This is a genomic window from Prosthecomicrobium sp. N25, from assembly GCF_037203705.1.
Classification (GTDB): domain Bacteria; phylum Pseudomonadota; class Alphaproteobacteria; order Rhizobiales; family Ancalomicrobiaceae; genus Prosthecodimorpha.
Genome location: NZ_JBBCAT010000001.1, coordinates 2,497,110 through 2,519,393, shown reverse-complemented (window position 1 = coordinate 2,519,393; position 22,284 = coordinate 2,497,110). Strand labels below are relative to the sequence as shown.

Genomic DNA, 22,284 nt, shown 5'->3' with positions numbered 1-22,284 from the left:
TCGCCTCGCTCGTCAGGCCCCGGTCAGTACCTTGAAACCGGTGCCTTGTTGGTCTCGATGGTGAGGATGCCGTGTGCATCGACGCTGACGGTGTGTTTCGGACGAACCGGGATGGAGCTGCCGCGGTCCTCGATCGAACACGGTCCCGTCAGGCGAGCGCCGGGGTCGAGGGCGGATCGGTCGTAGACCGGACAGTCGACCCAGCCGGCTTCGAGATCGAATAGCATCCGCCTGGTCGACCGGGCGGCGGGCGGGCCCGACGGACGTTCGGGTAGGACCGGCAGCTCGGCCTTGTCGACCCGGCCGATGGCCCCGACGCGCAGATTGACGATCTCCACGTCCTCGCCCGGCGAACATTGGCCGTAGAGACGTTCGTGCTCCCGGTCGAACGCCGCCCTCAAGCTCGGCATATCGACGGACGGCCGCCCGTCATGGACGTCGAGCCTCACGTTGATCTCGTAGGCCTGGCCTTCGTAGCGCATGTCGCAGGAGAATTCGAAGACGATTCGATCGTCCTCGGTCCGGTCGCGCTGGAACTCCTGGCTCACATCGGCGACGAGGTCGTCGAAGATGGCGATCAGAGCCTGTGCGTCCGTCGTCGCGACGGGCAACAGGCGCGTGCGGACGCGGTCGTGGCGGATGTCCGTCACGAGCATTCCGAACGCCGAGAGAACGCTGGCGTAGGGCGGCACGATGATGCGCGACATCCCGGCTTCCTCGGCGACCAGACCGGCATAGACTCCACCCGCACCGCCGAACGGCATCAGCACGAAATCGCGCGGGTCCTGACCGACCTCGACCGAAACCTTGCGGATGCCCGAGACGATGCTGGCGACCTGGACCTGGATGACGGCGAGCGCAGCGGCATCCTCCGACATGCCGAGCGGACCGGCCACATGGCTTTCGAGGCTCCGGCGCGCGGCCTCGGCATCGAGCTTCATCTCTCCGCCCAGGAAGTAGGCCGGGTCGATGTAACCGAGTGCCACCGCAGCGTCGGTTCCCGTTGGCCGCGTCCCGCCCTCGCCGTAGGCGGCGGGGCCGGGAACGGCTCCAGCGCTTTCCGGGCCCACCTTCAGTAGCCCTAGCTCGGCACGGGCGATCGAGCCGCCGCCTGCGCCGATCGTGTGGACTTTGACCTGAGGAACCTTGACCGGGTACCCGCCGATGCCTCCGTCCGCACTGAGACGGAGTTCGCCGTTCTGCACAAGCGCGATGTCGGTGCTGGTGCCGCCGACGTCGAACCCGAGGATACCGCGAGCCTTCGTCAGTCCGGCGACCGCCGCGGCGGCCACGACGCCCGCGGCTGGCCCCGACAGAAGCGTGTTGACCGGGTGGGTCCGCGCCTTGGCGAGCGTCATCACGCCCCCGTTCGACTGGACGATCGCGAAGCTTCCCCGGAAACCGAACCGGTCGAGCGCACCTTCGAGGCGGGTCGCCAGAGCGTGAATCTTCGGCATGGTGTAGGCGTTCATGACCGTGGTCGCCGATCGCTCGTATTCCCGAAACTCGGGACAGACCTCCGACGACACGGTCACGTGCAGCCGCGGGACACGGGTCCGGATCGCTGCGGCGATGCGTTGCTCATGGACGGGATTGAGGAACGAGAACAGGAGCGAGACGGCGACGGCGTCCACCGGCAGCGCTTCGAGCGTCGAGACGAGCTCGTCGATCGCAACGTCTTCCAGCGGAATACGGATCCTGCCCGATGCCTCGACACGTTCCTCCACTTCCAGACGGTGCCGACGCCGCGCCAGGGGTTCGGGTTTCACCAGATAGAGATCGAACAGGCGATGCCGCCATTGGCGCTGGATCTCAAGCACGTCTCTGGTCCCACGGGTCGCGACCAGCGCCGTTTCGGCGCCACGACGTTCCAGGACCGCGTTGGTGGCGACCGTCGTTCCGAAGACAAACCGCTCGAGCGTCCGACCCGTGACCCCGAACTCCGTTGTCAGACGACTGAGCCCGGTCTCGACGGCCTCGCCCGGATCATGCGGCGTCGACTTCACCTTGAAGCTGTGAATTTCGGCCTTCGTCCGGTCGTAGAGCACGAAATCGGTGAACGTTCCGCCGGTATCGACGCCGAGGTAGTACATGTGTGCGAACCCTACCCAAGGGCCCGGACAGGGAGTATTGAGCGATCCGACGGGCCAGGGAGATCGTCGCTTGAGCGATTCTTGTTGTCAAGATCGATAAATCGGATGATTATCGATATTTAAGGTCCACACCATGTCGCGCACGAAATTGTCCAGAACGCTCGAGTCCGAGGCTCATCAGAAGCTGCTCGGCGACATTCTCTCGGGTCAGTTGGCGCCGAACACCAAGCTGAAGGTCCGGGAGCTTTCGGAGCGCTACGAAATCGGCGCCACCCCCTTGCGCGAAGCGCTGTCTCGGCTCGTGCCCGACGGTCTCGTGCAACTCGAGCAGAACAAGGGTTTTCGCGTAGCCAGCCTTTCGCTTCGAGAACTCGTCGAGATCACCGAGATGCGACAGGTCGTCGAGGCCGAAGCTTTTAGGCGCGCCGTAGAAAACGGCAGCGACCAATGGGAAGGCCAGGTCATCGCCAGTCTCCATCAACTCAACAAGGCGATCGCTGCCTATAGTGCAACAACAGACGACTCAGTTCGAATTGAATTCGAAGAACGGCATCGTGATTATCATCGCATTCTGATCTCCGCGTGCGGCAATAGCCGGCTCGTGCAATCCGTCGAGACGCTGCACCAGCACCTGATCCGCTATCGCGCCATATTCCGAGTTACTGAAGTGAGTTCCGACGAACTTCGCTATATGCATGACGAACTCGCACGCATCGCCGTGGAGCGGGATGTCGAGTCGGCGGCTACGATGATGCGGCGCCATGTGAGGGTGAACGTCGACCAGGTGAAGCAGGGCCTGCGTGCCACCCCCTCCCTTTCGGCACTGATTGAGATCAATTGCTGACCGGAGAGACGGCGAGGGTTCTGACGCGCGCTACACTGCGTTTATCGATATTGAAAAAATATATCGATCATGTGATGCTCGCTTCCACGAGGCGAACGGGGACGCGGTCCGATCAGACCTAACCCGGTCGAACATGCGTTCGAGCGCGAAAGGATACGCCAATGTCCATGGTTAGATTGATCAGTGCCGCCCTCGCCGCGACGTTTGCCACCACCTCCGCAGCGTGGTCACTGGACGACCTGCTCGACCAGGTCAAGAAGCGTGGCGCCCTTCGGGTCTGTACCATCAACTACACGCCGTGGAACATCCTCGATCCAGTCGACAGGAGTTGGAGCGGGATCAACGCCGACATCGTCAAGGAGATCGGCGCAAGTCTGGACGTTAAGATCGAATGGGTGGATTCTGCCTGGTCGACCATCATCCAGAACCTCCGCACCGACAAGTGCGATGTCGGGGCCGCCGCCCTCTGGACATCGGCGCCCCGGGCGCAGAACGTCTCCTTCACCCGGCCGATCGGCGGCGACGGATCGACGCTGTTCGTGCCGGCCGACTCCAAGATTGCCAGCTACGACGACGTCGACAAGAAGGGCAACATCATCACCGTGCTGTCGGGTTCGGCCGACGAGAAGCTGGCGAAAGAGAAGTTCAAGAACGCCGAGGTGAAGAGTCTCGTGACCGATCAGGTCGCAGCCCATATCCTCGAAGTCGCATCCGGGCGTTCCAACGCCGCTTTCGGCGGCTTTGCCGGAAACGCGATGTTCGTCGCGAAGAATCCGAACATCAAGGTCAAGCCTCTTCCGGAACTCATGGTCAATTATGTCCCGTTTGCGTACGCGGTGCCTCCGAAGGAGTACTATTTCCGCGATTATCTGAGCATCATCATCGCGAACCTCGAGGCTTCAGGGAAACTGGAACAGATCAAGAGCGCATGGACCCAGCAGAAGCCTTGAACTGGTCCGAGTACCGCCGCCGCGGCGCGCTCGCCGGCTCCGGAAGGGGGTGATCCTTGCCCGCCCGCCTGCGCGACCGCATTCTGACCGACGGACTTCCGACGGCGATCGCGATCGGGGTCCTCGTCTGGATCGCGGCGTCGATTCGATGGGAGTTCGTGGCGAGCCTGGATTTCTCGATTCTTTGGCCCTACCGCTGGGCCCTTCTGCAGGGCCTGCTCAACACCCTGCTTTTGACCGTGGCGGCCGTCCTGATCGGATTACCGGCCGGCTTCATTCTCGCCGCCGCGATGCTTCTGCCGACGCGTTTCGCGCGGTGGCCTGCCATCACGTATGTGGAACTCTTCCGTAATACACCGCTCGTCCTGCAACTTTTCTGGATCCATTACGCTCTCCCGATGTTCACGGGTTACTCGACCACCGTGTTCCAGTCGGGTTTCATCGTAATGGCCTTACAGTCCAGTGCTTATCTGGCGGACGTGGCCCGAGCCGGGATCCAGTCGATCCCGAAAGGCCAGTGGGAGGCATCGGCGGCGCTCAGCCTGCCGGGTTGGAGTCGGTGGATCGATGTGGTCTTGCCGCAGGCCTTCAAGATCATCATACCTCCGTTGGCCAATATCGCGATCGGCTACTTCAAGGCGAGCGCCGTTCTCGCGATCCTTGCCGTTGGAGAACTGATGACTGTCGGCGTCCGCGTGGCGAACCACACGTTCAAGCCGATCGAAACATTGACCGTCGTCGGCGTGATTTACCTGCTCATCGGTTACGCCTTCACGATGCTCGCCAACCGTCTTGAAACGATCTTCGGGAAGTCGGAGGTCCGTTCATGACCTTCGACACCGGCGCCGTGATCACGGCGATCCCGATCCTGCTCGACGGCCTTGTCGCGACCCTGTACCTCGTTGCCGTATCGCTGTTGATCGGGATCGCTGCCGGGCTGTTCGGATGCTACGGGAAGATCCTCGGCCGAGGTCCGCTATGCTGGCTTGCTCACCTGTATGTGGGAGTATTCAGAAGTCTGCCTGAGACCGTCCTGATCTTCTGGATCTACTATTGCGGTCCCTTGGTGATGAACGTGAAGCTGTCGCCCCTCGGTAGCGGTATCCTGGCGCTTTCCCTTGTGTCGGGCGCGTACCTGACGGAGATATTTCGAGGGGGCGTCAATTCCGTTCCGCGCGGCCAGATCGAAGCGGCGCGCGCGCTCGGCTTCAGCGGGTTCCAGCGCATCCGCCTCATCGTTGCCCCGCAGGCGATGATGGCGATGCTTCCGACCTTCATCGGCTTTGTAACCATCCTCCTGAAGAACTCTGCGCTGGTCTCCGCAATCGGGCTCGCCGAACTGTTCTACAAGGCGATGACGTTGTCGGCGACGACATATAAGTACTTCGAGATCTATACGGCTGTCGGTATCTTGTACTTCGCCACGATCTTTCCCTTGAGCATGGCGGCACAGCAGCTTGAGCGACGCGCGAGGGGGCGGCGATGACCGAAACGCACGCCGAGGACGACCGTGCACCGGTTCTGCGGTGCCGCGAACTCACGAAGGCCTTCGGGACGTTGAAAGTCCTCGACAAGGTCGACCTGACCGTCGGACGAGGGGAGGTCATCTGCATCGTCGGCCCGTCCGGAAGCGGCAAGTCGACACTTCTACGTGTGATCAACGGACTGGAGCCGCTGGGGTCGGGAACACTCGAACTGTTCGACACGCCGCTCCATGCTCCGAAACAGGACTTGGCTCATGCCCGCCGTCGCGTCGGCATGGTTTTCCAGTCGTTCAACCTGTTTCCGCATCTTACCGTACGGCGGAACGTCTCCCTCGCTCCGCAGCGCACGCGCAAGCTTGCGCGGGATGAGGCGGATCGCCTGGCCGGCGACCTCATCGCCCGTGTTGGTCTGGCGGATCAGGTGGACAAGTATCCGGCGCAACTCTCCGGTGGCCAGCAGCAGCGTGTCGCCATCGCGCGGGCCCTCGCCATGGAGCCAGAGATCCTGCTTTTCGACGAACCGACCTCGGCGCTCGATCCTGAGACCGTCGGCGAGGTCCTCGCGGTCATGGAGGAACTCACCTCGACCGGCATCGCGATGCTTGTCGTAACCCACGAGATGGGCTTCGCGCGCCGTGCGGCCCATCGTGTCGCGTTCATGGACCACGGCCGGATCCTCTGCGATCTACCGCCGGACGCCTTCTTTCACGGTGCTCCGATCCCGAGGCTTCGCGACTTTCTCGCTAGCATCATGCATTGAGAGGTAAGCCCGTGCCTGATTGCCCAGGATGCATCTACGGTTCACATCGCGCCGGCGGTGGCATGCCCCAACCGGCCGCCAGGGTCGACGCCACTCCGGAGATCTGGGACAACGAAATTCTCATCGATGTGGAACTCCTGAATCTCGACTCGTCGAGCATGCGCCAGCTCGCCGAAGAAGCCGGAGGCGACCCCGACGGCGTAGCCGAACGAATCCGCGATATCGTTCGAAAGCGCGGCAAGATGCACAACCCGATCACGAATTCCGGTGGGGTGCTGGTCGGCCGGATCCTCGAAATCGGATCGAACCATCCTGCTCGACATTTGAAAGTTGGTCAGCTCGTCTGTCCGAGCATATCTCTGTCGCTGATCCCGCTGGTCGTGGACGAAGTCCTAAGCGTCAACGTTGCAACCGCTCAGGTCGCCGTCCGCGGTACGGCGATTCTCTTTGAGACGGCCAATATCGGAGTGATTCCGGACGATTTCGATATCCGCCTCGCGCTGAGCATCATTGACGTGTGCGGTGCCCCCGCCTCCGTTCAACGGTGGGTGAAGGCCGGGCAATCGGTCGCGGTCCTGGGCGCCGGAAAGGCTGGTTTGATGGCCGCCGTCGCGGCACGGCAGGCCTCCGGGCCGGGCAGTTGCATCGTCGCGTTCGACGTCAGTCTGCCTCATCTCGATGCGATGCGATCTTTGGGTGTCGTCGACGAGGTCGTTCAGGTCGATCTGAAGGAAGCCGTTCCGGTGTTCGAGCTTGCCAGACGGCTGACCAAAGGGAAGCTCTTCGATTTCGTGATCAACGTGACCAACGTCAGCGGAACCGAGACAGCAGCCATCTTATGCACGAAGGATCGGGGCAGCCTTCTGTTCTTCAGCATGGCGACGAATTTCCAGGTCGCGGCGCTTAGTGCCGAGGGGGCCGGAAAGGACATCGACATGGTAATCGGTAACGGCTTTGTCCACGGCTGCATCGACTTCGGCTTTGAACTCGTCCGCGAACATCCGCTTCTGCGCGCCGTCCTGGCGGAGAAGCTTTAGTTGAACCCAGAGCAACGCTTGCGGGTTGAAGTCAGTTAGAGACCGCCATAAACGCCCCTGACCTGCCCCTGAGTTGACGTTGCCCACTGAATGCCCTCGTTCACGACCAGAATCCGTTCTGGTTGTGGTCCTGTCTGGACCGGGCTGCAACTCGTTCGGGGGTGAGGCCGCCGAGGCTCGTGTGAGGTCGGTGGCCGTTGTAGTCGATCCGCCGAGCTTCGATGATCCGCCGGGCCATCGGCAAGCCCCGGAATAGAACCGGGGTCGTTTCAGGGGCATCGTCACCACGAGGTGGTAGTCGAATTGACGCTCGTCCGAGCCGAGCCAGTCGGCGAGGGAAAGGAGCCCGGCCCGGGCCAGGCTATTACAGCCGTTGCCGAATGCCGGCCCGCCGGCATCCGCGTTAAGATGATCACTGGCGATCATGCAGGGACTGCCGCCGCCATCGCCCGCTACCCGGGGCTGCGCCGGGCGGCCTTGCGGAAGGCCGGCCGAGCAGGAGCCGGGCGCGCCGCGCGTGTACATGACCTTCGTGCGATGGCCGACGACCACCCGGCCTGGCCCACGTTGGCGGCGATCGAGGCGGAGCACTGCCCTGCTGACCGAGGTCGGGACGCGCTTCACCGACTTCTCCGAGCTCGACGACCGGTTCCATCGGCTTGTCCAGAGCGCGGCCAGCAACCGCTTCTTCGAGAACTTCTACGACGTCATCTTGCTGATGTTCCACTACCACTACCAGTGGAACAAGAAGGACCAGATGGAGCGAAACCGGATCGCCATCGAGGAGCACCTCGCCTTAATCGGCGGGCTCAGGTCGAAGAGCGCGATCGACGCCGAGTACTTCTGCCGCAAGCACCTGGAATCCGCCAAGCGGACCCTGCTGAGTTCGATCGAACGGTCCGGGACGGGGCAGCGCTGACCGGGGCGTGGCCGAAGCAGGCCTGTTCCCAGGGGAACGGCGGTGCGCCGGCCGGCGGACTAGGGTGACCGTCGAGGGTCAACCGACCCCCAGGTCCTCGACAGGGAGATCGCCATGTCCAGCCCGCAGCAAGCCAGAGCCGTCATCGTCAAGACGCTTCTGTCCCAGGCCGTCCAACGCATCGATTTCAGCCTGAGCACGATCAGCATCGACGGCGCGGCCTACCGGGCGCTCGCCTCGCTGGTGGCCGCCAACGAGATCGGGGTCGTGGTCGAGGCGCAGGACAAGGGCGTCGGCGCGAGCTACAAGGTGTCGTCCAACGACATCAGCCTGTCGCCGCATTTCAACGACGCCGATGTCATGCAGTTGAGCTACCTCGTGCACGAATGCGCCCACGCGATCCATGACATCTACGGGGCCAGCGGGATCGATACGCGCCGAGGCAGCAGGACCTACACCACCAATTCCGAAGACGAAGCGGCCGCCTACATTGCCGGGGCGCTCTACTACGTCCACGCAGGCGGCCCCGCCCCGGTGGGCTGGCATCCGCACTGGCAGAAGGCCTACACGATCGCCAAGTCGCTGGTTGGCCGGAAGGGTGTGAAAATCCCGTTCCACGACGAAATGCATCTCCGAAGCCTGATCGCCGTGCGCCCGGTCTACGCCGCGTCCGGCGTCTTCGGCGCCACGACGTCCGACGGCATCTGACGGGCGGGCGGAGAGACCCGGTTCAGCTGCCGAGCAGGCAGGCGTCGCCGCGGGCCTGGTCGCGCCGGACGAAGGACGGCCGTACGGTGGCGCAGCGGGGCTCGGCGACCGCGCAGCGTTCCCGGAAGGCGCAGCCGGTCGGCAGGGCGGCGAGGTCCGGCGGGGAGCCCGGGATGGTAACGAGGCGCGAGCCGGGCGCGGCCTTGTCGACCCGCGAGGAGAGCAGCCAGCGGGTGTAGGGATGGCGCGGGTCAGGGCTCGAATCTAGCGAACCGGAAAGGGCGTTCGATCGCAGCGATTGATTCCGATGCCGGTTGATCTCGCAAGGAGAATGGCGAGCACGTAAGTACGGCAGGACCAATCGTGAAAACATGATTCAGCTCAGATGCTTGCATATCCGCACAGAAACCACAGAGTCACGAACTTGAAATAGCCGCCAGAGAGCGAGAATTGCGCGGCCCGCCATGCCAGAGAAGTCATGAAGCCTCACGGGATTCCGTAGTATATCTCGCGGACTTAGACAATACGACTTGTCGAAATGGCGGAGACGCAGTCGTACGCGAACGCGTCTCCACCGGAGAAAGCTTGGAAATTTCGGGGAGTATTTTTCACTCTTGCCGCAACACTCCCTAGGAGTCCGCATTTTACATGGCCTACGCATTAGGCTCCCCCAATAGGATCAGGGGACCGTATTGTCGACGCAGGGAATACTCCCGCCGCAGCAGTCAAAATCGGTTGATGTCCGCCTGATGCGTATGGGGCAGTTTCACGGGCGGCAGTCGCCGCTCGAGGTCCGCACGCCGGGACTCGAATTGGGCAGGAAGTTTGAGCGAGGTTCCCAGAGCGTTCGGCGCTTCGTCGACGGTGAAGCCCGGCGGGTCGGTGGCGACCTCGAACAGAACGCCGCCGGGCTCGCGGAAATAGATCGAGTGGAAGTATTTGCGGTCCTTCATGGGCGTGACCTCGAAGCCTTGTCCAGCGATCAGCTCGCGCCACTCCGCTAGTTGCGTGTCGTCCTTTGCCCGGAAGGCGACATGGTGCACCGTTCCGCCGCCGGGCCGAGCGTGTTTCGGACCGGCTGAACACAGCACGTCGACATGGCGGCCCGGGGCCGCCGAGGCGCTCGAGTACCGACGCACGCCGGCGTCCTCGTTTGTCTGGCGGTAGCCCAGGACGTCGGTCAGCACCTTGATGGTGGGGTCCGGGTCCTCGACCCGGAGCGCCACCGCGTGCAGGCCCGCAATGGCCTCCTTGGGAGAAGGCTCAAAATCCGCTTCGACCACTTCGAGGTGCAGCCCGTCAGGGTCGGTCAGGCTGACGATCCGCTCCCCCATGCGCTCGTACGGCGCGCTCGTGTCGACGCCGTGGTCCGAGAGGCGGACCATCCAATCGTCCAGAGCGTGACGGGGCACCGCCAACGCGACCGTCTCGGTGACGCCGTTTCCGGGCCGGCCCCGGCCTGCGTACACGAAGGGAAAGAAGGTCAGGATGGTGCCGGGATGGCCGTCATGGTCGCCGTAGTAGAAGTGATAGACGTCCGGCGCGTCGAAATTGACCGTGGTTTTGACCAGCCTCAGGCCGAGGACTTTCGTGTAGAAATCGATGTTGGCCTGCGGATCTATGGCGATGCAGGTCACGTGATGCAGTCCGGGTGAGGCGAGCGTCATCGGCGTTCTCCTGGGACATTGGGCTGTGCTCTTTCAATGCGCTCCGCTCAAGCCCGCTCACCGGGCCGATTCCTTGACGACGACCGAGGGGGCTGCCGGCCGTTCGACATCCAGGAAATGGCGGACCACCGGGGCATCGGGTCCGGTGTGGTAACGGGCGACCTCGGCCTGCAGATCGGCGTCGGCTTTCGAAACCCGGCGGTGCTGGCGCAGGTGCTCGGCCCATGACGAGACCATGAACCATTCGACGAGCCGTTCCGGATCCGCCGTATCCTCGGTGATGCCCCACCCATGGGCCCCGTCGCGCCGCCTCACGGTGGCGAGCCTATGGACCGCCAGCAGGAATTCTTCGCGGGCCGAGGCTGCGACGCGGTATTCGATCAGGATCAGAACCGGTCCGCGATCATGTTCGACGGGCGCGGCGAGCAGCGGCTCGGGCCAGTGGTTGGAGGGTGTGAGGTCGGCCTCGCCGATCGGCAGCTTGACCCGGTGCATGACGAGAGCGGCGGCGAGCAGCGCCGCTGCGGCCAGAATCAGCGTGCCGCTGATCCCAACGGCTTGCGCCACGGCGCCCCATCCCAGGCTTCCCGCCGTCATCGCACCGTTGAACACCGTCAGGTAGACGGCGAGCGCCCGGCCGCGCACCCAATTCGGCAGGATCGCCTGCGCGGCCCCGTTGAGGGTCGTCAAGGCGACGATCCAGCCGGCGCCGAGCAAAACCAGGATCGTCACGGCCACCCCTTGCGGCGGGGCGAATGCCAGCGCGCCGATCACACCGGCGATCGTCAGGCCGGCGAGCAACAGCAGGGCGTCGGCATCGAACCGGCTGCGCAGCTTCGGCAAGGCCAGCGCGCCGAGGATCGCTCCCGCGCCGACCGCACCGAGCAACACGCCGTAGAAGCCCGCCCCGCCGCCGAGCAGGTTGCGCGCCACGAGCGGCAGAAGCGCCCAGACGGCGCTGGCGCAGGCGAAGAAGATTGCGGCGCGCAACAGCACGACGTGCAATTCGCGACTGGCCCGGGCATAGCGCAGGCCGGCGCGGAAGGCGCCCGCGAAGCGTTCGTGCAGCGCGTCGTCGATGTCTGGCGCGCGTCTCCACCACACCAGGGCCGCGACGACCAGCAGGTAGCTGAGCACGTCCGCCCCATACGTGACGCCCGCTCCGAAGCTGGCGAGGATGAGGCCGCCGAGGGCCGGGCCGATCGATCGTGCGATGTTGATTCCCAAGGAATTCAGCGCCACCGCGGTCTTCAGCTCGCCCTTCGAGACCAGTTCCGGGACGATCGCCTGCCAGGTCGGGGCCATCAGCGCGGCGCCGACGCCGCCCAGGAAGGTCAACGCGACAAGACTGCCGACGCCGAGCTGTCCGGTCTGAGCTAAGGCCATCAGCGAGAGGCTGACGAGCCCGAGCAGGATCTGGATCGCGATCAGGAACCGGCGGCGATCGAGGATGTCGGACAGAACACCGGCTGGGATGGCGAGCAGAAAGATGGGCAGGGTCGCGGCCGCCTGGACCAGGGCGACGGCCGCCGGCGCGCCGGAGAGGTCCGTGACGAGCCATGCGCTGGCGACGTCGCGCATGAAGCTGCCGATGTTGCCGAGGACCGTCGCACACCACAGGACCGCGAAGACCCTGTTGCGCAACGGGGCGAAGCTGGAGGCCGGCGCAGGCTGGTTCATGGCTGTGCCTCGCCCTGCAGGTCATGCCAGGCAAACGGCGTTGACGGCACGGCGCGGAGCCCGACCATCTCAGACCGCCCAGCAGGCGCAGCCGAGCGCCCCCCAGAAACTCTTGCTGTCGGACGCGGGCGGGTTGGCGGCCCAGACCCTCGCGTGGTCATGTCCGTGGATGCCGCAGGTTTTCGCACAGCCGCAGGCGGCCGCGAAAGCATGTCCGCGGTTCCCGGCCTCGGCCCGCTTCTGGTAGCCGCCGAAGGTGCGCACCGGCGACCAGTCCGGCATGGCGGGCGGGAGCGGCGGGTTCAAACCAGCGAAGTCGCCGGCCCCGTGGACGGGCCGGCCGCCGAGCAAGGTCAGGACACTCGTGATGTCCTGGATCTCGTCTTCGGGCACCGTCATGTAGTCGCGGTCCAGAACGGCCAGGTCGGCGAGCTGGCCGGCCTTGATCTGTCCCTTCTTGCCCTGCTCGGTCGAAAACCAGGTGTTCGCTTCCGTCCACAGCCTCAGCGCCTTTTCGCGATCGAGCCGGTTGCGCTGCGGATAAAGCTGCAGCCCGCCAAGGGTCCGGCCCGTGACGAGCCATGCCAGCGAGACCCATGGGTTGTAGCTCGCCACGCGCGTTGCGTCGGTGCCCGCACCCACGGGCACGCCCGCCTCCAGCATGCGCGCGACCGGCGGCGTTCGCTCGGCCGCCGCGGCTCCATAGCGCGCCACGAAATCTTCTCCCTGGAACATCATGCGGTGCTGCACGGCGATGCCGCCGCCCAGGGCCGCGATACGGTCGATGTTGCGGTCGCTGATCGTCTCGCAATGGTCGAAGAGCCAATGCAAACCGCGCAAGGGAACGTCGCGGTCGACCTTTTCGAAGACGTCCAGCGCCCGGGTGATGGTCTCGTCGTAGGTGGCGTGCAGCCGCCACGGCCAGCGGTTCTGCGCCAGCAGGCGGACGACCGGTTCGAGTTCGGATTCCATGGTGGCCGGCAATTCCGGCCGTTCGACGCGGAAGTCCTCGAAATCGGCCGCGGCGTAGACCAGCATTTCGCCGGCGCCGTTGTGGCGATAGAGATCGTCGCCCTGGCCCGGTCTGACCTGCTTCGCCCATCCCTGAAAGTCGGCCAGTTCCTGTTTCGGCTTCTGGGTGAACAGGTTGTAGGCGATCCGGAGCGTGAGCTCGCCTTCGGCGTGGAGCTTCTCGATAATCGCATAGTCGTCCGGATAGCTCTGGAAGCCGCCGCCCGCGTCGATGACGCCGGTCACGCCGAGCCGGTTCATCTCGCGCATGAAATGGCGCGTCGAATTGAGCTGGTATTCGGGAGGCAGCTTCGGCCCCCGGGCGAGCGTCGCGTACAGGATCGTGGCGTTCGGGCGGGCGAGCAGAAGACCCGTCGGATTGCCGGCCGAGTCGCGCTGGATCTCGCCCCCGGGCGGATCCGGCGTCTCCTTCGTGTAGCCGACCACCCGCAACGCCGCTCTGTTCAGGAGGGCCCGGTCGTAGAGATGCAGGATGAACACCGGCGTATCCGGCGCGATCGCGTTGAGTTCGTCCAGCGTCGGCAGTCTCTTCTCGACGAACTGGTGCTCTGTGAATCCGCCCACGACGCGGACCCATTGCGGCGGCGGCGTCACGGCGACCTGCCGCTTCAGCATCTCCAGCGCCTGGCCGAGGGAGCGCACGCCGTCCCAACGGAGTTCCATGTTGTAGTTCAGTCCGCCGCGGATGATGTGCATGTGGCTGTCGATCAGTCCGGGAACCGCGCGTCGACCGCCGAGGTCGATCACCTGCGTCCGCGGTCCGGCCAGCGCGCGGATCTCGCCCTCGGTGCCGACGGCCAGAAATCGCCCGTCCGCGATGGCGACGGCGTCCGGGGCCGGATTCGCTCGATCCAGTGTCGAGAAGCGCCCGTTGACGAGGATGCGGTCGGCTGGCACGGCGGAGCCTCCTGGGTTGGTGGTCTGGGCGGCGGTCGGCAGCCCGAAGAGCGCCGAGAGAGCCCCGGCTGCGCCGCCGGCCGCAGCCTGTCGGCGAGACGGGTTCATGAGGGCGCCCCGTCGCGCTCGGGCCCGTGGGTGTCGCTGTTCGGTCCCCGGCCCGGACGGTCTGCGATGTCGGATGCCTCGGCCGAACCCCGCAGCCCGTCCGTCGCGAGCGGGCTTCCGGCCAGGACCCGCTTAGCGGCGGGGACGATCTGCTCGCCGATCAGAATCCCGAGCAGGCCGACGAGCGCGACGACCGGCGGTGCCGGAGACCGGACGTTGAGCAGGCTGTAGATCACGCCGACGAGCAGGCCCGCGCCGAGGGATGCCAGATAGAGTTTCATGCCGCCTGCCTCGCTGACCCCGGTGTCGGGCTGCGCCCTGCCGGGGCGATCACCGGGGCTTGGACGCGACGACCTGTCCGCACAGGGCGAGATCATCGCGTTCAAAAGCCGCCGGGTGATTTCCGGATCTCAGGCGCGCACGAAGGCCAGGAGATCGGGATTGAGCACGTCGTGGTTGACGGTGAGCATGCCGTGTGAAAGGCCCGGATAGGTCTTCAGCGTGCCCTGCTTGAGCAGCTTGACCGCCTTCGGGGCCGAGTTGGCGATCGGAACCACCTGGTCGTCCTCGCCATGCAGCACCAGCGTCGGGATCGTGATGGCCTTGAGGTCGTCCGTCTGATCGGTTTCCGAGAAGGCCTTGACGCCGTCGTAGTGGGCCTTGGCGCTGCCCATCATGCCCTGGCGCCACCAGTTGTCGACGACGCCCGGCAATACCTTCGCGCCCTCCCGGTTGAACCCGTAGAACGGTCCGGCCGCGACATCGCGGAAGAACTGCGAGCGGCTCTCCGCGGTCGCCTTGCGAAAGCCGTCGAACACCTCGATCGGCAGCCCGTCCGGGTTGGACGGCGTCTTCAGCATCAGCGGTGGCACGGCGGCCACCAGGACCGCCTTGGCGGCCCGGCCGGACGGCTGCCCGTGGCGGGCAATGTAGCGCGCGACTTCGCCGCCGCCGGTCGAGTGACCGATGTGGACCGCGTTCTTCAGGTCGAGCGCCTCCACGACCGCGAAGGCGTCGGCCGCGTAATGGTCCATGTCGTGGCCTTCGCTCGCCTGCGTGGAGCGCCCGTGGCCGCGGCGGTCATGGGCCACGACGCGGAAGCCATGCTGAAGGAAGAACAGCATCTGGGCGTCCCAGTCGTCCGAGCTCAACGGCCAGCCATGGTGGAACATGATGGGCTGAGCGTCTTTCGGGCCCCAATCCTTGTAGAAAATGTCGAGGCCGTCCTTCGTCGTCACGGTGGCCATGGATCGTTGTCCCTTGCTGGTGGAGGTTTGCGGCGCAGCGCCCTCGGCGTGAGCCGGCGCGATGACCGCCGCCGTAACGGCGGCGGCACCCAGGTGCAGAACGGTCCGGCGAGACGGTGTCCCGGACCAGGTGGCGGAAGGGCTTTCCGATCTCTCGTGAGGGTCGGACATGGTCGCCTCAGTGTCCTTCCTGGGCGCCGAACATCGTCTTCGCATAGGTAATTCCGAGGCCGTAGGCGCCTCCGAACCGCTTCGCGATACCGGTGGTCAGCTCGTAGGTATCGCTGCGCGCCCAGTCGCGCTGCAGTTCCAGGAGGTACTGAAGCGCCGTCATCGGACGCGCTCCGGCCTGGATCATGCGCTGCATGGCGCGCTCGTGAGCCTCCTCGCTCACGTCCCCGCAGGCGTCGGCGATCACGTGGACCTCGAATCCCTGGTCGAGCGCGGACATGGCCGGCCCCACGATGCAGACGCTCGTCCACAGTCCGGCGAGAACGATGCGGGGCTTGCCGATCCTGTTGATCGCCTCGACGACCGCCGGGTCCTCCCAGGTATTCATCGAGGTCCGGTCGAGGACCGCGTGACTCGGGAAAGCCTCCGAGATCTCGGCGAACATAGGCCCGGAGAAACTCTCCCTGGCTACCGTCGTCAGGATGGTCGAGACGCCGAACCCGGCGGCAGCGTGGGAGACCAGGGCCGCGTTGTTACGAAGCGTCACCGCGTCGATCGACTTGGTCGCGAAAGCCATTTGCGACTGGAAGTCGATCATGATCAGGATATGGTCCTTCGGCGAGAGCAGATTTTTTCCCGGGGTCGTCGTTGCAATGGCCATCGGAGGCTCCTCGTCGCGGTTGTTTGGTCCGGGGGCGCGGTCGCGCTCGGGAGGGCTCGCGACCGCCGGTGAAAGCCGGTCGGGGACTGGCGAGCCCGGCAAGGGTGTTGTGCCCGAGGGCAACGCGGGCCCTCTTCTTGCTACGAGTGGTAGCGGGCGGGGCCGGATCGTCGCAATTATCCAGTGGGTTCGGTCGGTTTGGCCTGCCGGATAGGGTCCAGCCTTGGCCATGCCTCGGTCGCGGCGGCTTGCGCTCAGGCGATCCCGAGCGCCGCGCGAATGCACGCCAGGAGCTCATCGGCGTGGAACGGCTTGCGCAGATAACAGGTTACGCCAGCCAGCAGGGATCGGGACCGCGTCACCTCGTCGGGAAACGCCGTAGCGAGGATGGTCGGTACGGCGCGACCCGCCCGGCTGAGGTGAACGAAAAGATCGATGCCGCTCATTCCGGGCATCCGGATATCCAGTATCAGACACCTGGTCAGTAATCGCAGGTCCGAATTCAAAAACTCATGGGCTGATGGGAAGCCCTTTGCGTGAAAGCCCATCGCCTCAACGAGGCTGACCGTCGCCTCGAGCGTAGCCAGATCGTCGTCGACCACAGATACGAGTGGGCCCAAGGCCATTACGCGGTCCAGTTTTGCATCCGAGGCGGCACCTGAGACTGGCGTCTCGGGGCGGCGGTCGCGCTCGCCAGGACCACCATGGGACCGGAAGCCCGCTCGTCACAATTATCCCTAGGTGTCCCCCGTCCGACGCTTGGCGACAATGTCGAGGATCCGGTCCGAAAGCCTGACCAGGTCGGCCAGGGAGGTGGCCTGCAGCTTCTGCATGACCTGGGCCCGATGGACTTTCACGGTCACCTCGCTGAGCTGAAGCTCGGCTGCGATTTGCTTGTTCATCAGGCCGCTCGTGACGAGGGGGAGAATCTCACGCTCTCGTGGGGTCAGCGTTTCGAAGCGGCCGGCGAGTTCCGCGTCGGCTCTTGCCTGGGCGTCCCGGACGGCATGGATGGCGAGCCCCCGGTGGACGGCATCGAGCAGGTCCTGGTCGCGGAACGGCTTGGTCAGGAATTCGATGGCACCGGCCTTCATGGCCGCGACGGACATCGGCACGTCGCCGTGGCCGGTGATGAAGACGACCGGAATGGTCCTGAGCGTCAGCTTCAGTTCGCGCTGGAACTCCAATCCGCTGATCCCGGGCAATCGGACGTCGAGCACAAGGCAACCGGGACCATCGTGCGGCGGAGTCCCCAGGAACTCCGCCGGCGAACCGAACGAGCGAACAGAGTGGCCGACGGAGCGCAACAGGCTCTCGATGGACACCCGCATGGCCGGATCGTCATCGATGACGAAGACAACGGCGGTTTCGCTCCTCATTCCTCCTCCCTGCCTGTGTCGACGTTGATGGCCGGCGGGAGCGAAAATCGGAAGGCGGCGCCTCGCGGGCTGTTGGGCCCTGCCCACAGACGGCCGCCATGGGCATCGATCACCGTGCGGCAGAACATCAGCCCCATGCCCATCCCATCGGGTTTGGTCGTGAAGAACGGATCGAATATCCGCTCGAGATGCGCCGCATCGAGACCCGATCCCGTATCCTCGACGCTGACGAGCACATCGCCATGATCCAGTTGTCGCGTCACGAGGCGCAGGGTCCGCTGCCCCGCGCCAACCGACCGCATCGCTTCGACGGCGTTGTCGATCAGGTTCGACATCACCTGCTGAAGCTGTACGGCATTTCCGATCACATGGGGCGCCCCGCGGTCGAGGTCCAGGTTGACCGACACACGCCCCAGCCGCGCATCAGCCTCGCTGGCCTTGATGACCTGGACGATCAGGTCGTTCACATCGAGCCGTTCCCGCTCCCGCGCGCTTTTCATGAACATGGTGCGGATGCTGGACACGATCTTGCTGGCGCGATGGCCCTCGTCGACGATCCGCTTCATCGCCGCCTTGGCCTCGTCGAGATGCGGGTCGGCCTTGTCCAGCCATCGAAGGCCGGCGTCCGCATTGGTGACCATGCTGGCGAGCGGCTGATTGACCTCGTGCGCGATCGAAGCGGACAACGCCTCCATGGCGGTCAGACGATTCTGGCGCGTTCGTCGTTGGGCGGCTTCGGATCTGGCGAGGCGCGTATAGACCGCCGTCGTCTCCGACAGCAGTACGACAAGCACGATGCTGGCGGACGCCAGTCCGAACAGGCGCCCCGCCCACCAGCCGACACCTAGGCGAACGCCGGACCCGAGGTAGGAAATCTGCACGACTTCGATCAACAGCGTCACCAGGACGACCATGAGCCAGAGGTCGAGGATGGTTCGGAAGCGCAGCGAGAGGGCCACCATTCCCGCGAGATAGATGAGGCCCGCAAGGACGGGAATGTATCGCCAGAGCAAACCGACGTTGCGGGCATCGATCATGAAGTCCGGCAAATGCCGATCGTTCGAGAAGACTAGCCAGGTCGTCAGGCAGACAACCGCGGCGACGGCTGCGATCATGCCCAGGATCGCCAGCCGAACCGAGCCGCCCGCATAGGATCGCTCGCTGAGCACGGCATAGGCCAGAATGAAGAGCGGGAACCCCAGTCGTCGCAGGGCCGCAATCGCGGCGGTGCTTTGAAGGCCCTCGTCGATTCCGAACGAGTTGAACAAGCCGGGATAGGTCAGCACCCAGGGCACGATCAGCGTCCCCGAGAACAAGTATCCGGACGCAAGCAACAAAATGGCCCGGCAGCGCTGAACATGGAACAGCGAAACCAGGAGTGCTGACGTGATCAATTCGATCACGAGCACACCCGCCGCATAGGCCGGGAGCAAGACTTCCGTGTTCGGCAGAGATTGGGATGCGTAGGGTGCAACGCCCGCCATCGCGGCGAACAGCGAGACGACGACGCCGACCGCAAGCCAAACCTGACTGCGGTTCGGAGCCGTTGTCGAAATCAGGACGTGATCGACGGCGGCAGCCCGTGGGGTGGCGTTCAATGTCCGCTCCACCTTTTCTCGACACACGCCATCAATACACCAACCGCCGTAGCGAGCACGGCTCCGAACGCGCCCACTGCACCCACGATGAACCAGCTCGGCAGGCAACCGATTATCTCCATAAGGAGACACCACGAAAGGACAGACCGAAGGACAATCACGAGCGGCGGGCCTGATACCGCCGTTTCGGCAGGACCGACGGCCGCCGTGCCGGCGAGGCCAAGTGTGGGCACACCTATTCGGACTCTGCCACCATCGGTCGCTTCCGACGCCGCCGATCATTTGGTCGTTCGTCGTTCGCACTTCGCGAGGCTGGATGTCTCAGTCCGCTGAGCGATCCTGAGAGACCGTGACCGTCGACGGGTCAACAGCTGGAATGACCAGATCGGCCAGGATCTTGCGCAGGCGTGGCGTCGCAAAATCCACGAAGGTGCGCACCTTCGGCGAGATCAGCCGGTTCTGCTGATAAACGAGGCTTACCGGCACTGCAGCCGGCGCGTGCGCGTCCAGAACGGGGACCAGCCGACCATCTCGGATTTTGTCGGCCACCATGTAGGACAGCGCGATCGTGATGCCGTCGCCGTTTTCTGCCGACGCAATGGCCGCAACGGCGTCGTTGATCTCAAGGCGCGGCATGAAGGACACGCTGTGGCCGCTCCGGCCATCCATGAAGCGCCACTCGCGATTGGGCATCAGCCCGGTGAAGGCGATCATCGAATGGCGACGCAGATCGGCCGGGGACAATGGCGTGCCGCGCCGGGCGAGGTAGTCCGGGCTCGCCACGAGGATCCGGCGCACCGATCCGACCTTCTTGGCCACGAGGTTCGAATCCGACAGCGGCCCGATGCGCACTGCGACGTCGATCCCCTCTTCGATCAGATTGGTGATGCGATCGAGCAGCAGGACCGAGACTGAGATGCGCGAGTACTGGTTGAGGAAAGCCGTCACTACCGGTGTCAAAGCCGAACGGCCGAAGGTGACGGAGGCCGTGACGGTGAGATGCCCATGCGGCACCGATGTCTCGCCGACCGCCTCCTTCTCTGCGGTATCGAGATCGATGAGGATCCGCCGGGCATTCTCGAGGAAGCGCTGACCGACGTCCGTGATCGTCAGGCTGCGGGTGGTCCGGTTGAACACACGGGCGCCGAGCCGGTCTTCCAGCGCCGAAATGGCGCGGGTGACGGCGGGCGGCGACAGGCGCATGCGCGCCCCGGCCTTGGCGAAGCTGCCCGCATCAGCCACCGAGACGAAGACTTCGATCTCGTGCAAGCGATCCACGGAATTATTCCTCTCTGAGGAACAATGAATTCCATACGTCGCGTATTCTTTCAACAGGGATGTAGAGCCATTTTATGCCTCAGCGGGGCCCCATGGCCTGCCGCACAATGTCAGAAGGAGAGAGCCCCATGGCTCGTGTTGCCGTCATCAATCCCCAAACCGCTACGGGTGAAGCCAAAGAGTTGCTCGATGCCGTCCAATCCGGCTTGGGCATGGTCCCGAACTTCATCCGCGTGCTCGCGAATTCGCCCGCCGCGCTCAAGGCCTTCCTGGGCATCCATGGCATCGCCGGGGCTGGTCAGCTCGACCAGAAGACGCGCGAGCGCATCGCGCTGGCCGTCGCCGAGCAGAATGCCTGCCAATATTGCGTGTCCGCGCACACGGCCATCGGCCGCAAGGTCGGCCTCGACAACGAGGAAATGCTCGCGAACCGCATGGGCCGTTCGACGGATGTCAAAGCGGAAGCCGCGCTGGCCTTCGCCCGAGCGCTCGTCCAGCATACCGGTCAGGTAAGCAAGCTCGAAATCGATAACGTACGTGCCGCGGGCCACTCGGATGGCGAGATCATCGAGATCATTACCCACGTGGCGATGAATATCTTCACGAATCTGTTGGGCAAGGCGACGCAGATCGATATCGACTTTCCCAAGATCGATCTGAACAAGGCCACCTGATCTCCGTAACTGGCCCGAACATATGCCCTTTCCGGGCATCGGGCGCCACGGGAAACTCGGCCCGGTTCCGCCAACAGCGATTTTTCAGTGTAGGCCAAGGACACCCGCTCAGGGTCTCGCGTGGTAACCGGATCGCCGTTCGGTACGCCTATGGCGCGACGTCGGCGGGAATTGGTTCGGTGGCAACGAGAACCGGGACTTCGACGAGCGCGGCCTGATGGGCCTGCGTTTCGCGAGCATCAACGATCAACCGATTCAAGAGACCGACCGGACATTCCGGTGGCCACAAGGCGCTCGCCCGCAGGATTACCCGGGCCTGTTCGATCTCGGGCTCTAGCAAGGCGGGTCAAGCGACCCGTGAGAGGATGTCATGTCGCACAAGTTTGCGGAAATCGCCTTCACGCCAACAGTGAAGAAGATCCAGGACCAACAGGGCAGCCGCATGGCCTATGCCCGGATGGAGGGCGTACGGGAGCCCGTGAATCAGCGACTGACCGGCGCCGAAGCGAGCTTCCTCGCGGCACGGGACTCGCTCTACATGGCAACCGTCAGCGAGACGGGCTGGCCCTATATTCAGCATCGCGGCGGGCCCGCAGGCTTCGTGCGGGTCATCGACGAACGCACGATCGGCTTCGCGGATTTCCGTGGCAACCGGCAATATGTGAGCGTCGGCAACCTGACGACTGACGACCGCGTCTCGCTTTTCTTCATGGACTATCCCAACAAGACGCGCCTGAAGCTCTTCGGTCGGGCTCGAATCGTCGGGCTCGATCACCCGGCGACGCTTGACCGGCTTCAGCTGCCGGATTACCGGGCGCGCGTGGAGCGGGGCTTCCTCATCACGGTCGAGGGCTTCGACTGGAACTGCCCACAGCACATCACCGAGCGGTTCACACTCGATGAAATCCGCGCGATGTCAGCGCCGCTGACCACGCGCATTGCTGAACTCGAGGCCGAACTCGCCCGGCGTCCGGCTCTGCTTCCAACCGAATGAGGCGAGTCATGCTTGCACAGGACGAAGGTCGGATCCGCTACCGCGAGTGCCTCGAGTTGGCGGCCCGTTACGGGCATTTCCTGCCGTGCGAGACCGTCGTCCG

22 protein-coding genes and 2 pseudogenes are annotated in these 22,284 nt (G+C 64.5%); 11 read left to right on the top strand and 13 right to left on the bottom strand.

What is annotated here, in order from left to right; translation table 11 throughout:
* Positions 1-23: 23 nt before the first annotated feature.
* Positions 24-2,093 carry a hydantoinase/oxoprolinase family protein gene (locus WBG79_RS11500; RefSeq protein ID WP_337357241.1) on the bottom strand — a complete coding sequence of 690 codons (2,070 nt, stop codon included), beginning with the start codon at positions 2,091-2,093 and terminating at the stop codon, positions 24-26.
* Between the two features lie 133 nt (positions 2,094-2,226).
* Here WBG79_RS11500 and WBG79_RS11495 point away from each other — a divergent pair, with 133 nt between their 5' ends.
* From WBG79_RS11495 to WBG79_RS11470, 6 genes are all read left to right on the top strand, one after another.
* Positions 2,227-2,937 carry a GntR family transcriptional regulator gene (locus WBG79_RS11495; RefSeq protein ID WP_337357240.1) on the top strand — a complete coding sequence of 237 codons (711 nt, stop codon included), beginning with the start codon at positions 2,227-2,229 and terminating at the stop codon, positions 2,935-2,937.
* A 167-nt stretch (positions 2,938-3,104) separates the two neighbouring features.
* Positions 3,105-3,887, top strand: a complete 783-nt coding sequence (locus WBG79_RS11490; protein ID WP_337357239.1) for a substrate-binding periplasmic protein — start codon at positions 3,105-3,107, stop codon at positions 3,885-3,887.
* A 56-nt stretch (positions 3,888-3,943) separates the two neighbouring features.
* The gene (locus WBG79_RS11485) at positions 3,944-4,717 is read left to right on the top strand and encodes an amino acid ABC transporter permease (RefSeq protein ID WP_337357238.1); all 774 of its coding nucleotides are present in this window, start codon (positions 3,944-3,946) and stop codon (positions 4,715-4,717) included.
* Positions 4,714-5,373 (top strand): amino acid ABC transporter permease, encoded by a 660-nt coding sequence (locus tag WBG79_RS11480; protein WP_337357237.1) that lies wholly within the window; start codon positions 4,714-4,716, stop codon positions 5,371-5,373. The genes WBG79_RS11485 and WBG79_RS11480 overlap by 4 nt, the downstream gene beginning before the upstream one ends.
* Positions 5,370-6,131: an amino acid ABC transporter ATP-binding protein gene (locus WBG79_RS11475; protein ID WP_337357236.1), complete on the top strand. Its 762-nt coding sequence runs from the start codon at positions 5,370-5,372 to the stop codon at positions 6,129-6,131. Before WBG79_RS11480 ends, WBG79_RS11475 begins: the two co-directional genes overlap by 4 nt.
* Positions 6,132-6,193: 62 nt before the next feature.
* Entirely contained in the window at positions 6,194-7,168 is a 975-nt protein-coding gene (locus WBG79_RS11470) for an L-erythro-3,5-diaminohexanoate dehydrogenase (RefSeq protein ID WP_337357235.1), read from the top strand.
* Between the two features lie 100 nt (positions 7,169-7,268).
* Here the strand turns inward: WBG79_RS11470 and WBG79_RS11465 are convergent.
* Positions 7,269-7,424, bottom strand: a pseudogene (locus WBG79_RS11465) (integrase core domain-containing protein); the annotation flags it as partial.
* 267 nt (positions 7,425-7,691) lie between these two features.
* On the opposite strand from WBG79_RS11465, the gene WBG79_RS11460 reads away from it, so the two are divergent.
* Together WBG79_RS11460 and WBG79_RS11455 are read left to right on the top strand one after the other, a co-directional pair.
* Complete coding sequence (locus WBG79_RS11460) at positions 7,692-8,087, top strand: FCD domain-containing protein (RefSeq protein WP_337357234.1); 396 nt, start codon at positions 7,692-7,694, stop codon at positions 8,085-8,087.
* Between the two features lie 114 nt (positions 8,088-8,201).
* The gene (locus WBG79_RS11455; protein ID WP_337357233.1) at positions 8,202-8,795 is read left to right on the top strand and encodes a hypothetical protein; all 594 of its coding nucleotides are present in this window, start codon (positions 8,202-8,204) and stop codon (positions 8,793-8,795) included.
* Positions 8,796-8,817: 22 nt separating this feature from the next.
* On the opposite strand, the gene WBG79_RS11450 is transcribed toward WBG79_RS11455, so the two are convergent.
* The 11 genes from WBG79_RS11450 to WBG79_RS11400 all read right to left on the bottom strand — a co-directional run bounded on the left by WBG79_RS11450 (position 8,818) and on the right by WBG79_RS11400 (position 20,513).
* Positions 8,818-9,168 carry an oligopeptide/dipeptide ABC transporter ATP-binding protein gene (locus WBG79_RS11450; protein WP_337357232.1) on the bottom strand — a complete coding sequence of 117 codons (351 nt, stop codon included), beginning with the start codon at positions 9,166-9,168 and terminating at the stop codon, positions 8,818-8,820.
* Between the two features lie 352 nt (positions 9,169-9,520).
* Positions 9,521-10,462, bottom strand: coding sequence for a ring-cleaving dioxygenase (locus WBG79_RS11445; protein WP_337357231.1), 942 nt, complete (start codon positions 10,460-10,462; stop codon positions 9,521-9,523).
* A 57-nt stretch (positions 10,463-10,519) separates the two neighbouring features.
* Entirely contained in the window at positions 10,520-12,142 is a 1,623-nt protein-coding gene (locus WBG79_RS11440; protein ID WP_337357230.1) for an MFS transporter, read from the bottom strand.
* Positions 12,143-12,211: 69 nt separating this feature from the next.
* Positions 12,212-14,179, bottom strand: coding sequence for an amidohydrolase (locus WBG79_RS11435; RefSeq protein WP_337357229.1), 1,968 nt, complete (start codon positions 14,177-14,179; stop codon positions 12,212-12,214).
* Complete coding sequence (locus WBG79_RS11430) at positions 14,176-14,460, bottom strand: XapX domain-containing protein (RefSeq protein ID WP_337357228.1); 285 nt, start codon at positions 14,458-14,460, stop codon at positions 14,176-14,178. Before WBG79_RS11430 ends, WBG79_RS11435 begins: the two co-directional genes overlap by 4 nt.
* A 129-nt stretch (positions 14,461-14,589) precedes the next feature.
* Entirely contained in the window at positions 14,590-15,426 is an 837-nt protein-coding gene (locus WBG79_RS11425; protein WP_337357227.1) for an alpha/beta fold hydrolase, read from the bottom strand.
* Between the two features lie 178 nt (positions 15,427-15,604).
* Positions 15,605-16,258: a hydrolase gene (locus WBG79_RS11420; RefSeq protein ID WP_337357226.1), complete on the bottom strand. Its 654-nt coding sequence runs from the start codon at positions 16,256-16,258 to the stop codon at positions 15,605-15,607.
* Positions 16,259-16,512: 254 nt separating this feature from the next.
* Positions 16,513-16,860: a response regulator transcription factor gene (locus WBG79_RS11415; RefSeq protein WP_337357225.1), complete on the bottom strand. Its 348-nt coding sequence runs from the start codon at positions 16,858-16,860 to the stop codon at positions 16,513-16,515.
* Positions 16,861-16,995: 135 nt separating this feature from the next.
* Positions 16,996-17,637 (bottom strand): response regulator transcription factor, encoded by a 642-nt coding sequence (locus tag WBG79_RS11410; RefSeq protein ID WP_337357224.1) that lies wholly within the window; start codon positions 17,635-17,637, stop codon positions 16,996-16,998.
* On the bottom strand, positions 17,634-19,247 hold the full coding sequence (locus WBG79_RS11405) for an ATP-binding protein (RefSeq protein WP_337357223.1): 1,614 nt from the start codon (positions 19,245-19,247) through the stop codon (positions 17,634-17,636). Before WBG79_RS11405 ends, WBG79_RS11410 begins: the two co-directional genes overlap by 4 nt.
* A 309-nt stretch (positions 19,248-19,556) precedes the next feature.
* Entirely contained in the window at positions 19,557-20,513 is a 957-nt protein-coding gene (locus tag WBG79_RS11400; protein WP_337357222.1) for a LysR family transcriptional regulator, read from the bottom strand.
* A 128-nt stretch (positions 20,514-20,641) separates the two neighbouring features.
* Here WBG79_RS11400 and WBG79_RS11395 point away from each other — a divergent pair, with 128 nt between their 5' ends.
* The 3 genes and pseudogenes from WBG79_RS11395 to WBG79_RS11385 all read left to right on the top strand — a co-directional run bounded on the left by WBG79_RS11395 (position 20,642) and on the right by WBG79_RS11385 (position 22,181).
* A complete protein-coding gene (locus tag WBG79_RS11395) occupies positions 20,642-21,187 on the top strand; it encodes a carboxymuconolactone decarboxylase family protein (protein WP_337357221.1) in 546 nt (181 codons plus the stop codon).
* A gap of 122 nt (positions 21,188-21,309) precedes the next feature.
* Positions 21,310-21,524: pseudogene (locus WBG79_RS11390) on the top strand (DUF1348 family protein); the annotation flags it as partial.
* A gap of 33 nt (positions 21,525-21,557) precedes the next feature.
* Positions 21,558-22,181, top strand: a complete 624-nt coding sequence (locus WBG79_RS11385) for a pyridoxamine 5'-phosphate oxidase family protein (protein ID WP_337357220.1) — start codon at positions 21,558-21,560, stop codon at positions 22,179-22,181.
* The last annotated feature ends 103 nt before the right edge of the window (positions 22,182-22,284 follow it).